Here is a 16299-nt window from a genome sequence, read left to right on the forward strand (position 1 = left end):
AAGAAGAGGTTTTACAGTGGAACAATTACTCCAAGTCATGCGTGAGTTACGTGAAAAATGTCCATGGGATCAGCAGCAGACTCCCGAATCTCTGACCAAATATGCGATTGAGGAAGCCTATGAAGTTGAAGCAGCGGTGCGTTCTGGCCAAACCAATGAAGTGCGGGATGAACTGGGTGATTTGCTCTTACAGGTCGTATTTCAGTCACAAATGTATAGCGAGCAGGGCGCTTTTGATTTTCAGGATGTGGTGCAGGCGATTACCGATAAACTGATCCGTCGTCATCCGCATGTGTTTCAGGCTGAACAGTTTGCACAGCTGAGCCCTGAAGATGTCTCGGTACTCTGGAAAGAAATCAAGCAGAAAGAGAAACAAGGTAAACCACGTTCACGTTTGGATGAGATCAAGCATGCACCTGCACTGCAACAGGCGGATGAGATCCAGAAAAATGTCGCCAAAATCGGCTTTGATTTTCCAGATGTCGCGGGTGCCTATGGCAAGCTGGAAGAAGAACTGGCTGAACTCAAAGAAGCCGTTGCTGGACAAAATTCCGATGAAATACTCGAAGAATTTGGAGACTGCTTATTTTCACTGGTGAATGTTGGTCGTAAACTTGGTGTCTCAAGCGAGATGGCATTATTGGGCACGATCCATAAATTCCGGACCCGCTTTGCCCTGATGGAAGATCGGGCAGAACAACAGCAACTCAACCTGGAAAGCCTGTCATTGGCTGAATTGGATCAGCTCTGGGAACAGGCCAAATTAGAATTAAAACGAAGAGCCGCTCATGAACAAAGTACAACATCGCATAGGTCCAGCATGGATTAATACTGTCCTGCTAGGCATTTGGCTGGCCTATACTTCAATTGAAACAGTACATGCAACTGCAACCGATTATGCAGAATGGAAAGTACGTCAGCAGCAGCATGATGCACGCCTGAAGAAGAAAATTGCTGCTGCTACCCCCGTTTCTGAAAACAATCATTATCTGGCTAAACCTGCATTATCCGCCTCTTCAGCTACTGATAAAATCAGTCTGAATCAGGCCAGTATCGAGCAGTTACAGCAGTTAAATGGCATCGGGCAGAAGAAAGCGGAAGCGATTATTGAATACCGGCAGAAAAACGGTAAATTTAAAACAATTGAAGATATTCAACAGGTCAAAGGCATCGGGCCGGCCTTATTTGCCAAAAACAAGGATAAACTGGCTTTGTAACCCTGCTGAATTTATTGTAAATAAGCCATCCATCTGAACCATGAGAATGACATAATCAAATTGCCCTTTAGCGGTGTAAGCGATATGATTAGCGTCATCTTAGAATTTTACGTTCAGACGTAGGAGACAGCGTCTTTTGCAAACTTTGCGCGCGTCAAAATGTGGTTTATCAACCGCTCAATTACCTTCTTATATTCTCGATGTGATTGATGCCTTAACCAAGGCAGGCTATGAAGCTTATATCGTAGGTGGTGGTGTCCGGGATCTGATGCTGGGTTTAAATCCCAAAGATTTCGATGCAGTGACCAATGCTACACCAGCTCAGGTTAAAGAAGTGTTCGGACGGCGTTGTCGGATTATCGGACGACGTTTCGAGCTGGCGCATGTCTATTCGGGCCGTGAACTGGTTGAAGTGGCAACTTTCCGTGCGCCTCCTAAAAAAGCGGTGACCTCTGCAGCAGGGATGATTCTGCGCGATAATAACTGGGGCACCATTGAGCAGGATTTTGCTCGTCGAGATTTTTCGATCAATGCCATGTATTACCAGCCACGCAAAGGTATCGTGCTGGATTTTTGTAATGCAGTAGATGATATTAAACACAAAACGCTGCGTTTACTGGGTGATCCGACTCTAAGATTTGAGGAGGATCCAGTCCGGATGCTGCGAACTTTACGTTTTGCAGCCAAACTCAATTTCAGTATTGATGAAGCCATTCTGGATATTTTCACTCCGGAAATGACCCAGCTTCTACGTGATGTGTCTCCGCACCGTCTCTATGATGAATCGCAAAAGCTGTTCACTATGGGACATCTGAATCGTGTGTTGCCAATGCTGATCGATTTTGGCATCTGGCGTCAGCTGTTTGCCGATATCAAGCCAAACATTACTGCATTTATTGAACTGGCAGCGAAAAATACCGATCAGCGTATTTCGATTGGCAAGACCATCAATCCGGCTTTCTTCTATGCGGTATTGTTGTGGCAACCGTTCCTAGAGCGCTGTGATTTTTATCTGTCTAAAGGGGCCGTGCCTGCAGAAGCACGTGCACAGGCAGGACTGGATGTACTGAAACGTCAGGCTACCCGTACTGTGATTCCACGCTTTGCGGAAACTTTCATTCGTGAAGTCTGGGAAATGCAAACCCGCTTGCTCAATCCAAAACCACAGCAAATTGAAGCATTATCAGGTCATGCACGTTTCCGTGCCGGCTTTGACTTTTTGTTGCTGCGTGAAAAATCAGGCGATGAAACTGCACAGGGTATGGGAAGCTGGTGGGAAGCTTATCAGCAAATGGGCAGCGATGAAAAAGAGCGTGCCATTGCTCAATATAATCGTCAGCGTGCCAAGAGCCGTCGTAAGGCTTCTCAGGAAGAACACTTGGAACAGCGCCTGGCTGCACAAGATGTAGCAACCGAGATTGAACCTCTGGTGAATGAGCCGGAACCACGTAGCCGTCGTGCGCGTAAAGCCAAATTTGAGAATGAGCGTAGCAAACCGATTTCTCATGTGGCGGCCAGTGCCAGCGGCGACATTGGTGCAGACCATCCAATTACCAAGCGTAAACGGGTGCAGCGTGATTTAAGCCAGGTTATTTTTGGGCCCACACAATGACAGTGACCTATATCGGTTTAGGAAGTAACCTGGGCGATTCACGTCAGATTCTGGCTGAAGCCGTGCAAAAGCTGGCAAGTTTGGGGCAGGTAAAAACCTCACACTTGTACCAAAGCCCACCTATGGGGCCACAAGATCAGCCGAATTATTTTAATGCTGTCGTACAGTTAATTACGGATCTGGCACCGCTGGATCTGCTGGATCGTTTGCAAGCCTTCGAACAGGAGGCTGGGCGTGTACGTCTACGCCATTGGGGTGAACGTACCTTGGATCTGGATCTGCTTATTTATGGTGATGAACAGATTCAAAATGAACGGTTAACCGTACCGCATGTGGGCGTGCTGGAACGTGACTTTGTATTGGTGCCATTACTGGATATTGATGCCAACTTGCAGCTGAATGGAAACACATTAAAAGACCTGGACATCGTCAAGCAATCAACCTTAACGGTTTTTGACCGCACGAATTGGGCAAATATTTAATTTTTAATTATTGGCATGTTCGAGAGAACTTCAATAATAGAGGAACATCTTCATGATCAGTCTCAGTGATTTAAGACGATATAAAGCGGAAGGACGCAAATTTTCTTGCCTGACTTGCTATGACGCCAGTATGGCCAAAGCCATGGAAATTGCTGAAGTTGACAGTATTCTGATAGGCGACTCTTTGGGTATGTCGATTCAAGGTCGTGATTCAACCTTGCCTGTGACTGTAGAAGATATGGCTTACCATACCGCAGCGGTACGCCGTGGCAATCAGCATGCACTGATTATGACTGATCTGCCATTTATGAGTTATGCCACTCTGAATGATGCATTACAAAGCTCAAAAACGGTGATGCAGGCCGGTGCACAAATGGTCAAGATGGAAGGTGGTGCCTGGTTGGCGGAAACCGTTCAGGTTCTAACCCGTAACGGGATCCCAGTCTGTGTTCACTTGGGTCTCACACCGCAGTCGGTGCATGTCTTTGGTGGCTATAAGCTACAGGCCCGTACCCGTGAAGCGGCCGATCAACTGATTGCTGACTGTAAGGCAGTGGTTGAAGCCGGTGCAGCAGTGCTGTTGCTGGAATGCGTGCCTGCACAATTGGGTCAGGAAATTACTGAACTTTTCCCACATATTCCAGTGATTGGTATTGGAGCAGGGGCAGCCACTGATGGCCAGGTATTGGTCGTTCAAGACATGCTTGGTCTAACCTTTGGCCATACCGCGAAATTTGTACGTAACTTTATGAAAGAACAGTCTGGTGCGACTGCAATTCTGGATGCATTTAAAGCCTATCATGCGGCTGTTTTAGATGGTTCATTCCCAGCACCTGAACAAACATTCCAAGTCGAGTTGTAACATGAAAACAGAAACAACCATCCAAGGATTATCTGCTTCGCTCAATCCTGCACGTTCTGCGCGTAAAATTATTGGTTTTGTCCCGACCATGGGCAACCTGCATCAGGGTCACCTGAATCTGGTGCGTGAGGCGCGTAAACTGTGTGATGTCGTTGTTGTGAGTATTTTTGTTAATCCGATCCAGTTCGGACCAAATGAAGATTTTGATAATTATCCACGTACATTGGAACAGGACCAGCAGTTACTGGCAGATGTAGGTTGTGACATTGTCTTTGCCCCAACTGTAGAGCAGATGTATGGTAACAAGCCACGTCTGACCAATATCAGTGTATCTGGTATCACCAATGATCTATGTGGCTTACAGCGTCCAGGTCATTTTGATGGTGTAGCGGTCGTGGTGACCAAATTATTTAATATTGTTCAGCCTAACTATGCTTTCTTTGGTCAGAAAGATTATCAGCAACTGGCTGTGATTCGTCAGTTTGTTCAAGACCTGAATATTCCACTGGAAGTGATTGGTGTGCCGATTGCTCGTGCTGAAGATGGTCTGGCACTTAGTTCGCGTAATGGCTATCTAAGCGAGCAGGAACGTGCAACAGCACCAGTCATTTTCCAGAGTCTGAAAACTGCTGAGCAGCAGTTACATGCAGGTAAAACTTTGGAGGAAGCACTGGCAGGTATCCGTCAAACTTTGACAGATGCAGGTCTGGTAGTGGACTATATAGAAGTCCGTACACCGGAATTGCAGAAAATTGATGAATTTAATCAGGATGTCGTGATTCTGATCGCGGCGAAATTAGGAAAAACTCGTCTGATTGATAATCTGCAGATCAAATACGCAGCTGGATAAGTAAAAGGATCGTAAGGCATGAAGCGCATTTTAATTGTGACAGGACAATCTGGCTCAGGTAAATCTTCTGCATTGCAGGTACTTGAAGACTTGGGTTATTACTGTATTGATAATCTGCCTTTGGCCTTACTTCCTGAAATTGTGGCGAAGCTGGACTGTGAAAATAATCTGGAACAGTTGGCGCTTGGGGTGGATGTACGTAGTACCCGTGCAGATTTGCAGGAATTCGACCATGTGTTTGAACAGCTGCAACAGCATGGTACGGTGGATGTCATCTATCTGACCACGCAGGATCAGGAGCTGATTGCCCGTTTTAGTGCGTCACGCCGTCCGCATCCTTTGGCTGCCCGTTTCAAGAGCCTGCATCAGTGTATTCAGGAAGAAAAAGTCCTGCTGATGCCAATCCAGCTCCGCTCTACAGTGCATATCGATACCACCGATAAAAGCGTGCATGATCTAAAACATACCTTGCTGTACAAGCTGGGGCAGACCGATAACCTGATTGTGATTCTGCAATCTTTTGGCTATAAGCATGGCATTCCTTTAGATGCTGACTATGTTTTTGATGTCCGTCATTTGCCGAATCCGCATTGGGAACTGGAACTGCGTAAATATTCAGGCCTTGATCAGCCGGTACAGGAATTCCTGGAAAAAAGTGATCAGGTCGAAGACATGTTCCAGGATATTTATCACTTTTTAGACAAATGGCTGCCGACCTTTGCTGAGGGTCATCGTCATTATATGACCATCTCAATTGGTTGTACTGGCGGCCAGCATCGTTCTGTTTATATTGTGGATAGACTAAAAAAAGCGCTTGAGGCAAAATGGTCTATTCAAGTCCTCCACCGAGAAATGAAGCACCGGTCATGATTGATACGACTGTTGACGTAATTAATAAACTAGGTTTACATGCGCGTGCATCAGGTAAACTCATTGAAGTTACCACCAAATTTCGTTCCAATATCCAGATTGGCAAATCGGACAAATTGGTTGATGCCAAAAATATTATGTCCTTGCTGATGCTTGGTGCGGGCAAAGGAACAACTTTACGCTTGGTGATTGAAGGTGCAGATGAGGAAAAGGCCTTATCTGAAATTCAGGCACTGTTTGCGGCAAAATTTTATGAGGCAGATTAATCGTGGCACGTCGACCGAGCAGTTTAACTGAAGAAGACTTTGAATCTTTAGAGGGACGCGCAAGTAAAACCGAACAGAAAAAAGCAGTTCAGCGTATGGCTGCTTTAGGCGCACAGTTGGCAGAACTGAGTGCGAAACAAATTAAAAATTTACCCGTTGAAGAACGTCTGATTGAAGCTTTGCTGGATGTCCAGCAAATCAGTTCACATGAAGCACGCCGTCGTCAATTTTCACGTATTGGTAAATTACTTCGTAATGAAAATGAAACCGTGATTCTGTCTTATCTGACTCCGAAACAGGGTTTGAAAAAGACAGCACAATTGCAGCGTTGGGTTGACCGTATCGTGAAAGATGGTGATCCTGCAATTAATGAATTTACCAAAACCTATAATGCGACAGAGCGTCATACCTTACGTCAGCATTATTTACGTGTGCATCGTGATCTAAAAAATCAGGCACCGGAAGAAGAAGTGGCAGCCTCAAAGCAAAAGCTGTTTAACTATGTGCAGCAAGTTGCCCTGATTTCAGATAACTGATTATAATGAATAAAAAAGCGACATTTTGTCGCTTTTTTATTCACTCTAATTAATTTTTATTTTCCATGAAAATTCAAGAATGTTCCTATAAGTCATTGTTAACTGTAAAAAAATGTAAACTTTTAATATTTTTGATTACGTAAAAAATTGGTTTTAGTGCATAAATAAACTATTTAAATCACTCAATATTTTATGATTATTAAGAATATTTAAAAAATAGAAATAAATTTAGGGCAAATTAATATTATTAGCGATCTATTTTTTCAGAAGGTGACAATAAGTATTTTCTATATATTTGAAAATTCAAAAGCTTTTATTTACCTAAAGATCAGAAGAAAAATGAGCTGTTTTTATCTTCCTCAGATTTCAGAACTCAGATGATATTGAAACAATTTGAAATGAATTCAGGAATTTCAAATAATTATATGTAATTTTTTATAAGAGGAATATTTTCTCAAGTAATTCTTAATATTTAAATATCAAGGTATTGAAGCTATCAATGTATCTTTAGAGAAATAAGTTAACAAATCCTTTGGTCGATAAATGAGATTTTAACGTTGAGTAAATATAGAATCTTTGTTATTGATTGTATTAATTTAGTCGGTTGTAATTTTTATTCTATATTCCATAACATCCAGAGAGGCAGACATGGAACTAAAACTGCTAGAGATCGGTCAGAATACGGAGCAGTTAAGCTCGTGCCGTATATCTCTCATTTTAGGTGTCTATACCTCTGACAATTTATTAGACACCTTCTGTAAGGTCGCCCGTAAAGTACTCGGCGTTAAGACCTGTATCATCGGATTCCATATGGAACCCTATATCTGGTACAGCTGTCCGCTCGGTTTTCGCGGTTTGCACGTACCACAGAATGTGGACATCCCTAAATATCTACAAGAAATGGATGTGATCGATCAAAATCATCCTGCATATGTAGAACTATCAGATCATGTGAACAGCCTTGGCGTAGTCCATCAGCGGCTCGTAGCATTCAATTTGAAACCAGCCCAAGGACAGTCTTTGGGGCAGGTGGTTTTCTTTGACGATCAGACTGAAGTATTTGATCAGGAAGCTATTATTATCGTCCAGCAATTTGCTGAATCTTTAGTCAAGCGAGTCAAACTGAATGAAGAGCATACTCAACTGAAAGAGTTATACGAACAGCAATGTGCACAAAACTTCAGTAAAACCAAATTCTTCCAAATTATTGCTCATGACCTGCGTGCACCTTTCCATGGCTTGTTAGGCTTCTCGGAAGTGCTGGCACAGGAACGTGACACTCTGGATGAATCCAGTATCCAGAGTATTTCTGATTATTTATATGATACGGCTCAATCGACGTATAACTTGTTAGAAAGCCTGTTGACCTGGGCGATGGCCGAGGGTGGACGTTTCGTTTATCATCCGATTAACTATGAATTAAAACAGTCTACTAAAATTGTCTGTGATGTACTGAAAAGTCTGGCGTTGAAAAAGAATATTGAGCTGATTGACCAGGTTCCTGAAGATATCAAGGTGCATGCTGATATCAACATGATTACTTCGGTCTTGCAGAACCTGGTATCGAATGCGCTGAAATTTACTCCAGTTGATCAGGGTGGCCAGGTGATTCTGGCTGCTGAAATGGAAGGTGAGCAAGTCAAGATTACTGTTCAGGATACTGGTCTCGGTATGACTGAAGAGCAAATGGAAAATCTGTTTAGACCTAATCTCACAGTGAGCTTAAAAGGCACAGACAATGAGAAAGGCGCAGGTCTGGGTCTGGTACTGTGTAAGCGTTTTGTAGACCTGAACCATGGACAGATTGTCGTAGATTCTAAAGAAGGCGCTGGAACCACCTTTACTGTGCATTTACCTAAAGTGACCAATGATCATCAGGCATTGGTACTTGAAGACCTGCATACTGAAAAGTCCTGAAAATCATAAATTTCTATTAAAACCGTTCCCACTCGGCCTGAACTCCTGCTATAACTAAATAAAAGTTTTGAGGGAATCACCGAGTGATGGACGCGGTACAATTGCAGAAAACCTTAAGAGCCAGTCAGTATGCAGAACAGGTATTGGCCAATCATCAAGATCTATTGAATCAGGATTATGCAATTGATCAGTTTCAGGGATCACTCGGCACTGAACAGATTCAAGACTTAATCTATTCCAATCTATTAAATATCAGCGATGAAACCATGTGGATGCGTAGTTTACGTATTCTGCGTGCTCGCCTGATGTTCCGCTGGATCTGGCAGGATGCCAATCAAATCACCGATGTCATCACACTGACCCGCGAGCTGTCTGATTTCGCTGATGCCTGTATCTGTGTTGCCAAAGAGTTTGCCCGTATTCCTCTAGTCGCCAAATATGGCCAGCCAATTGGCTATAACGGTAAAGTTCAGGATCTCATTATTATTGCAATGGGCAAGCTGGGCGCTCAGGAACTCAACCTTTCCAGTGATATTGACCTGATTTTTGCCTTTGATGAACAGGGTGAAACGGATGGGCGCAAATGCATTGATGTTCAGCAGTTCTGCATTCTATGGGGGCAAAAGTTAATCTATCTGCTAGACCATATCACTGCTGAAGGTTTTGTATTCCGTGTTGATATGCGTCTGCGACCTTGGGGTGATGGTTCTGCTTTAGCCATCAGTCATGCCGCACTAGAAAAATATCTCAGCCAGCATGGGCGTGAATGGGAACGCTATGCCTGGATCAAAGCCCGCATCGTCAATCCGAGCCCAGAAGGTGATGAACTGCTGGACATGACCCGTCCTTTTGTATTCCGTAAATATGTCGATTACAGCGCTTTTGAAGCCATGCGCGAAATGAAGGCGATGATTGAGCGTGAAGTACAGCGCCGTAATATTGAAGATGATATCAAGCTTGGCGCAGGCGGGATTCGTGAAGTTGAATTTATAGTGCAGGTTTTTCAGCTAATTTATGGCGGAGCCAAGTTAGAGCTGCAAGACCGGCAATGTCTGGTCAGCCTGAATCATCTGGATGAGGCTGAACTGCTGGATGAACAGGCGGTGACTGACCTCGAAGATGCCTATTTATTCCTTCGTCGGGTAGAGCATGCTATTCAGGCGCTGCATGATCAACAAACCCAATGTTTGCCGACTGAGCCAGATTTACGTCAACGTATTGTGGATACTTTGGGCTTTTCAGACTGGTCCGCCTTTATGGAAGTGCTGGATCAAAAACGCGCTAAAGTGATTTACCAGTTTGAGCACTTGATCAAGGAAAATGGACCAGAGCCTCAAGGCAAAAGTTTTTCTCAGTTGGAACAACAGCTGAATGAAGTCTTGGATGATCATGCAAAAAATCTGGTGCATGAATTCTGGCATGGTCATGCCTTAAAAAAATTGCCAGCTAAAGCCATTCAACGTTTAAAAACGTTTTGGCCTTATCTGATAGAGGCGATTCTAGAATCAGATAAACCGCAAGTTGCACTGGTTCGCCTGATGCCATTGGTTGAATCAGTCATGCGTCGTACGGTGTATCTGGTGATGCTGATTGAAAGCAAAGGCGCTTTACAGCGTTTGGTCAAGATGGCGACTGTCAGCCCCTGGATCTGTGAGGAGCTTACTCATTATCCGGTATTGCTGGATGAGTTCCTGTCGATGGATTTTGAATTGCCTAAGCGGCAGGATCTGGAAGATAGCCTGCGTCAGCAATTGCTCAGAATCGAAATTGATCAGGTTGAAGATCAGATGCGGGTGCTGCGCCTGTTTAAAAAATCCAATGTCCTTGCGGTAGCTGCCAGTGATGTGTTGGCAGAAAGTCCTTTAATGAAAGTCTCGGATGCCTTAACGGATATTGCAGAAGTCTCAGTGAATGCTGCGCTGCATCTGGCTTATCAGATTGTGGCTAAACGACATGGTTTTCCGCTGGATGCAGAAGGGCAGCGCTGCTCGATAGAACATACGGCTTTTGCCGTCATTGGCTATGGCAAAGTCGGTGGCATTGAGTTGGGCTATGGTTCAGATCTGGATCTGGTCTTCATTCATTATATGGGTGAGCAGGCAGATACGGACGGTCTCAAGCCGATTAGCGGTTTTGAGTTTGCCATGCGTGTGGCACAGAAGTTTATGTCGCTCATGACCACACAAACACTGGATGGACGTGTCTATGAAGTCGATACTCGTCTACGTCCTTCTGGAGAAGCAGGGCTGCTGGTCACTAGCCTGAAAGCATTTGAGCAATATCAGTTGAAAAATGCATGGCTATGGGAGCATCAAGCCTTGGTACGCGCACGTTCCATTGCCGGAGAAGATAGCCTGAGAGAGACATTTGAAGCACTACGCTGTAAAATTCTTACCCAGAAACGCGATATCTGTCATGTACGTAGTGAAGTTCTGAAAATGCGTCAGAAAATGAAAGATCATCTGGGTTCTTCCAAAGAGCAAAAAAAAGATGGGATTTTTCATTTAAAACAAGATGCAGGTGGTATCGTTGATATCGAATTTATGGCACAGTATGCGGTGTTAGCTTGGAGTGGGACGAATAAAGATCTCGCCCATTACTCCGACAATGTAAGAATCCTTGAGGATGCCGCAAAATCAGGTTGCTTATCCAGCGACGATGCGACTGCTCTGATTCAAGCTTATCTCCGTGAACGCGCCGAGAGCCATCGCTTAGCCCTTGCAAATCAATCCATGCAAGTGTCTGCAAGCGACTGGCACGATACCCGAAAGACCGTTTGCAAGTTATGGCAAAGACTGATTGATCCAAGTGCAGTATTTGCACTGGATAGTGAATAATTGTGAAAAATTGGAGTTTGTGGCATGAATTTGGCTGATCGTGATGGTTTCATTTGGCAAGATGGACAACTAGTAGACTGGCGTGAGGCGAAAACTCACGTATTAACACATACTTTGCATTACAGCATGGGTGTGTTTGAAGGTGTCCGTGCTTATGAAACCCCGAATGGAACGGCTATTTTCCGTCTGAAAGAACACACCAAACGTTTGCTCAATTCTGCAAAAATTTATCAAATGAAAGTTCCATTTGATCATGCAACATTAGAACAAGCTCAAATTGATGTGGTTCGTGAAAATAAATTGGCATCTTGCTATTTACGTCCAATTATTTTTATTGGCTCTGAAAAATTGGGTATTGCTGCTACTGACAATACTATTCATGCTGTAGTTGCAGCGTGGAGCTGGGGTGCTTACCTTGGTGATGATGCGATGGCGAAAGGTATTCGTGTAAAAACTTCATCATTCACACACCATCATCCAAACGTGACGATGTGTAAAGCCAAAGCATCTGGTAACTACACATTATCGATTCTTGCTCACCAAGAAGTGGCACATTCTGGTTATGACGAAGCAATGCTGCTTGATCCGCAAGGCTATGTATGCCAAGGTTCAGGCGAAAACGTATTCCTGGTACGTGATGGCGTAATTCATACTCCAGACATCGCTGGTGGCGCATTAGACGGTATTACACGTCAATCGATTATTACCATTGCTAAAGATCTTGGTTATGAAGTGGTAGAACGCCGTATTACCCGTGACGAGTTCTATATTGCAGATGAAGCATTCTTTACTGGTACTGCAGCTGAAGTCACACCAATCCGTGAATATGATGACCGTCAAATTGGTGAAGGGGTACGTGGTCCAATTACGACTCAAATCCAGAAAGCCTACTTTGATGCGGTTCAGGGTAAAGACCCTAAATATGCACACTGGTTAACTTATGTAAAATAAGTTAAATCTATGAAAAAGGGACTCATTTGAGTCCTTTTTTTATTTTAGTGACTCTTTCTCAAAATATTAAACTATTAGGTTGTTAGGTAGAGAAGCCAATAAATTGCAGAAAAAATGACGACTCTCATATTTTGGAAAGTTATATATTCACTATAAAAATAAACGAATAAGCGTAACGAACAACTAAAATTAGTGTTGCTCTATACTTATCATTCAAATATGAACTTTATTTTGATATAAGTTGCTGGAAAAATATTCAATTCTTGTGATGAAAAAATGAAGATTATATTTCTTCATGAGATTTGCGGTAAACTGTGCAGAAATGAAAAGCAATAGGTTCGGTAAGTACCAGTAATGGTATGATACTGATATTGCATAGGTGGATGATGGGTGCATGAACGCAAAGCAAAATGACCTTAAGACTCAGAGTGAACAGTCACTTGAACAAAATATTGTGATCTGTATGAAATGGGGCACAAAATATGGGTCTGAATATGTCAATCGTCTTTACAATATGGTGAAGCGGCACACAACCGTTGATTTTCAAATGGTGTGTTTAACTGACCGTACTGAAGGGATTGATCCAAATGTGCAATGCTTTTCTATTCCACCGTTGGCTTTGCCAGAAGGGGCGCCAGAACGTGGCTGGAATAAGCTGTCTACCTTTGAACCTGATCTCTATGGTTTAAAAGGAAATGCTTTATTTTTAGATCTGGATGTGGTGATTGTCGATAATATTGATGAATTCTTTACACATCCGGGTGACTTTCTGATTATCCATGACTGGAAACGACCATGGCGTATTACGGGTAATAGTTCAGTTTATCGCTTTAAGCTCGGGGCTTTTCCAGGCCTTTTGCCATATTTCCGCGAACACTTTGATGAAATCCGTCAAAAATTCCGTAATGAACAGGCTTATCTATCTTGGTATGTAGACCAGGAGAAGAAACTCAGCTATTGGCCAGATAGCTGGTGCAAGAGTTATAAATATCATTGTCTGCAAAAAATTCCAATGGCTTATTTCAAGCCACCAGTAAAGCCTGAGGGCGTAAAAATTATTATTTTCCATGGGGAGATTAACCCACCTGATGCCATTAATGGTGGTGGTGGTAAATGGTATCGCTATGTGTTGCCATCCCAATGGATCAAGGATGCTTGGCAGTAAGTCCTAAGACTTACATAATCTGATTATTGATTAGAAAAATTATGGAAAAAATAGATTTTGTTATTACTTGGGTTGATGGTAAGGATGAAAAACATCGACTTAAAAGACAACAGTTTCAGCCTGCTAATATTGCCAAAGGTGCTGCCGAGGAAACTCGATTTGCCAGTAATAATGAAATCTACTTTTCAATTGCTTCAATTCTTAAGTATGTTCCTTATTGTGGAACAATTTATATTATTACTGATGAACAACAACCAGCAAATATTTATGATTTCGTCGAACAGGGGTTATGTAATCCGGATCAGATAAAAATAATTGATCATCGAACAATATTTACTGGGTATGAGCAATACTTGCCTACATTTAACTCTTTAAGTATTGAAACTATGCTTTGGAATATTCCAAGCTTATCTCGCTATTTTATTTATTTAAATGATGATTTCTTCTTCAATGCACCTTCTGAATTTGAGGATTTTTTAGCGAATGATCAAATTAAAATTTATGGGCATTGGGAACGCAGTTCGTTAGTTAAAGCAAAATTTAATCTGCGTAAAGGCCTTAATAAATATTTTGGTAAGTCTTTACAGCCTAAATATACAATTGCCCAAATGCTTAGTGCTGACCTTTGTGGATTAAATCAATATTATGAAATTCATCACCGTCCCCATATACTAGATCGTGAATTTTTGAAAGAGTATTTTACAAAGTATCCTGAAATATTACATCAACAGATTAAATACCGTTTTAGAAGTGCTTTACAGTTTTTACCGGTTGGATTAAATAATCATTTAAAAATTCAAGCTAGTAAAGCGATATTATGTGATGATATAAATATTGCTTATCTTAAAAATGAAGCCTCATTATCTTCATTTCTATCTGACTTGAATGACACAACTATTAAATTTGGCTGTGTACAAAGTTTAGATCAATTAAATCCTGAACAATCGTTAAAGATAACCTCTGCTTTAATAACTAAATTTAAAGATTATTTGCCTTTATTTATTCATCATTACTAAGAGCTAGCCATGAAAGTTATAACTTATTTAATTAATTTAGACGGAAGTGATAAACGGCTGGCTGATGCAACTCTACAACTTAATAGTGTCGGTTGGGAATTCGAACGTTTTGCTGCATACGATGGGCGAGGTCAAGCTCTCTCTGAATTTGCACATTATAATGATGATGAAGCGAACCAGATATTAGGTCGTAGTCTAATGAGTTCGGAGTTAGGATGTTATCTAAGTCATTATGGTTGTGCAGAAAAGTTTCTTGCTACTGATGCGGATTATCTTATCGTACTTGAAGATGATATGAAGATTGAACCAGATTTTAAAATAAAACTTGATTGCCTGATTGAGTATCTAGACCAGCATAAAAACTTAGATTGGTATTTAGTGAATATTGCAGCTAAAAAGAAAAAGCTGGCAAAAAATATTACTCAAATTGAGAATATGAGTATATGGCATGCTTATTATTTTCCAATTCGTGGCTTGGGATTGATTTGGTCTCGTCAGGGAGCACAGGCTTTCGTTAACGCTGGAAAAACTATAAATATGCCAGTAGATATTTTCTTTCAAACTTGGTTAAGTAAAAATGGTAAAGGATTAGGAGTTTGGCCACCATTAGTGAAGCCAGCGGGGGTAGATAGTGATATTTTGGGGACAGTTGCAGCTCAAGGGGTGTCACGTAAAGAGAAAGAAAATCGTGATCTATCGTATGGTTTAAAAAAACAGAAACGTATGTGGCGTGATCGTTATTATGCGGTTAAGCATTTATTAAAATCAAAAAAAGTTATGTGATATGAAAAATTTTGTTATTAGCCTAAAAACTGCTACTAAACGTCGAGAACACATTTGTAAGGAATTTGGCGAAAAAAATATTGATTTTGAATTTTTTGATGCTATTACTCCTGATCAGAATCAATATTATGCTGAAAAATTTGGATTAAATTTGAATTTTTTTGATTTGAAACCTACAGAAATTTCTTGCTTTTTAAGTCATATTTATTTGTGGTTTTATGCGGAAGAAAATAATTTAGAATATATAGCTATTTTTGAAGATGATATTTATTTAGGTGAAAATGCTAATTTATTTTTAAATAACTTCAATTGGATACCTAAAAATACTGATATTTTAAAATTAGAAGCTTTTGATGATTATATAGAAGTAAATAAAAGTACTCTTTTAAAGACTGTAGATGGGAGGGAAATCTATCACTTAGTCTCTAAGCATATTGGAGGTGCTGGATATATTATGTCTCATAGAATAGTTAATAAAATTTTGGTTAGATTGAGACATGAACAAAAAATTAAACCTTTAGATCATTACCTTTTTGAAGATTTAATTCTTGATAAGGATATTAATATTGTTCAGATTTTACCTGCATTATGTATTCAAGATTTTATCAAAAATAATGCCTATGAAAATTTTTCTAGTTCTTTAGAGGAAGAAAGACGTAAGCGATTTAATAGTCTAAAAATTAAGTTATCGATTCCTCAAAAAATTAAAAGAGAAATTTTGAGATTATTTTCCCAATTTAAAGGTATCTTCAGAAAAATTATGTACCGGAAGAAAGTTATATTTAGATAGTAAAATTCTATGTTATTCAATAGACCTCTTTCATAAATCATTTTTTGCTCAGTTCCAAGTTGTAGATTCCAGCGATTAAATTGAATCTCAAACCAAGCCTTTTACCTCTATTTCGATAACGCTCAGCAAGGATTTTGAAGGTTTT

The 16299-nt window shown here is 41.3% G+C and carries 16 protein-coding genes and 1 pseudogene; 16 read left to right on the forward strand and 1 reads right to left on the reverse strand.

Translation table 11 applies throughout. The features are described 5' to 3' along the window. Positions 1–16 precede the first annotated feature (16 nt). The 16 genes from mazG to FTU00_RS02340 all read left to right on the forward strand — a co-directional run bounded on the left by mazG (position 17) and on the right by FTU00_RS02340 (position 16154). Positions 17–829 carry a nucleoside triphosphate pyrophosphohydrolase gene (gene mazG, locus FTU00_RS02265; protein WP_180178990.1) on the forward strand — a complete coding sequence of 271 codons (813 nt, stop codon included), beginning with the start codon at positions 17–19 and terminating at the stop codon, positions 827–829. After that, positions 789–1217 carry a ComEA family DNA-binding protein gene (locus FTU00_RS02270; RefSeq protein ID WP_180178991.1) on the forward strand — a complete coding sequence of 143 codons (429 nt, stop codon included), beginning with the start codon at positions 789–791 and terminating at the stop codon, positions 1215–1217. The genes mazG and FTU00_RS02270 overlap by 41 nt, the downstream gene beginning before the upstream one ends. A gap of 136 nt (positions 1218–1353) precedes the next feature. Then, complete coding sequence (gene pcnB / locus FTU00_RS02275) at positions 1354–2829, forward strand: polynucleotide adenylyltransferase PcnB (protein WP_180178992.1); 1476 nt, start codon at positions 1354–1356, stop codon at positions 2827–2829. Next, positions 2826–3311: a 2-amino-4-hydroxy-6-hydroxymethyldihydropteridine diphosphokinase gene (folK, locus tag FTU00_RS02280; RefSeq protein WP_179992366.1), complete on the forward strand. Its 486-nt coding sequence runs from the start codon at positions 2826–2828 to the stop codon at positions 3309–3311. The genes pcnB and folK overlap by 4 nt, the downstream gene beginning before the upstream one ends. 52 nt (positions 3312–3363) lie before the next feature. Beyond that, a complete protein-coding gene (panB, locus tag FTU00_RS02285; RefSeq protein WP_004782128.1) occupies positions 3364–4173 on the forward strand; it encodes a 3-methyl-2-oxobutanoate hydroxymethyltransferase in 810 nt (269 codons plus the stop codon). A 1-nt stretch (position 4174) separates the two neighbouring features. After that, positions 4175–5023, forward strand: a complete 849-nt coding sequence (gene panC / locus FTU00_RS02290) for a pantoate--beta-alanine ligase (protein ID WP_034703490.1) — start codon at positions 4175–4177, stop codon at positions 5021–5023. A gap of 18 nt (positions 5024–5041) precedes the next feature. Then, positions 5042–5893 (forward strand): RNase adapter RapZ, encoded by an 852-nt coding sequence (rapZ, locus tag FTU00_RS02295; protein ID WP_180178993.1) that lies wholly within the window; start codon positions 5042–5044, stop codon positions 5891–5893. Then, positions 5890–6159 carry an HPr family phosphocarrier protein gene (locus tag FTU00_RS02300; protein WP_180025134.1) on the forward strand — a complete coding sequence of 90 codons (270 nt, stop codon included), beginning with the start codon at positions 5890–5892 and terminating at the stop codon, positions 6157–6159. The genes rapZ and FTU00_RS02300 overlap by 4 nt, the downstream gene beginning before the upstream one ends. A gap of 2 nt (positions 6160–6161) precedes the next feature. After that, positions 6162–6695: a ribosome biogenesis factor YjgA gene (gene yjgA / locus FTU00_RS02305; protein ID WP_005232100.1), complete on the forward strand. Its 534-nt coding sequence runs from the start codon at positions 6162–6164 to the stop codon at positions 6693–6695. Positions 6696–7343: 648 nt separating this feature from the next. After that, entirely contained in the window at positions 7344–8612 is a 1269-nt protein-coding gene (locus FTU00_RS02310) for a sensor histidine kinase KdpD (RefSeq protein WP_180178994.1), read from the forward strand. An 86-nt stretch (positions 8613–8698) separates the two neighbouring features. Then, a complete protein-coding gene (gene glnE / locus FTU00_RS02315; protein ID WP_180179004.1) occupies positions 8699–11449 on the forward strand; it encodes a bifunctional [glutamate--ammonia ligase]-adenylyl-L-tyrosine phosphorylase/[glutamate--ammonia-ligase] adenylyltransferase in 2751 nt (916 codons plus the stop codon). Between the two features lie 24 nt (positions 11450–11473). Continuing rightward, positions 11474–12400, forward strand: a complete 927-nt coding sequence (locus tag FTU00_RS02320) for a branched-chain amino acid transaminase (protein ID WP_180002350.1) — start codon at positions 11474–11476, stop codon at positions 12398–12400. A 394-nt stretch (positions 12401–12794) separates the two neighbouring features. Beyond that, a complete protein-coding gene (locus tag FTU00_RS02325; protein ID WP_180178995.1) occupies positions 12795–13565 on the forward strand; it encodes a glycosyltransferase in 771 nt (256 codons plus the stop codon). A 41-nt stretch (positions 13566–13606) separates the two neighbouring features. Further along, the gene (locus FTU00_RS02330; protein WP_166139023.1) at positions 13607–14581 is read left to right on the forward strand and encodes a Stealth CR1 domain-containing protein; all 975 of its coding nucleotides are present in this window, start codon (positions 13607–13609) and stop codon (positions 14579–14581) included. A 9-nt stretch (positions 14582–14590) separates the two neighbouring features. Then, entirely contained in the window at positions 14591–15364 is a 774-nt protein-coding gene (locus tag FTU00_RS02335) for a glycosyltransferase family 25 protein (RefSeq protein ID WP_180002347.1), read from the forward strand. A gap of 1 nt (position 15365) precedes the next feature. Beyond that, positions 15366–16154: a glycosyltransferase family 25 protein gene (locus FTU00_RS02340; protein ID WP_180002346.1), complete on the forward strand. Its 789-nt coding sequence runs from the start codon at positions 15366–15368 to the stop codon at positions 16152–16154. A gap of 37 nt (positions 16155–16191) precedes the next feature. Here FTU00_RS02340 and FTU00_RS02345 read toward each other — a convergent pair. Continuing rightward, positions 16192–16299, reverse strand: a pseudogene (locus tag FTU00_RS02345) (IS5/IS1182 family transposase); the annotation flags it as partial.

It is taken from the genome of Acinetobacter sp. YH12041 (assembly GCF_013419975.1).
Classification (GTDB): domain Bacteria; phylum Pseudomonadota; class Gammaproteobacteria; order Pseudomonadales; family Moraxellaceae; genus Acinetobacter.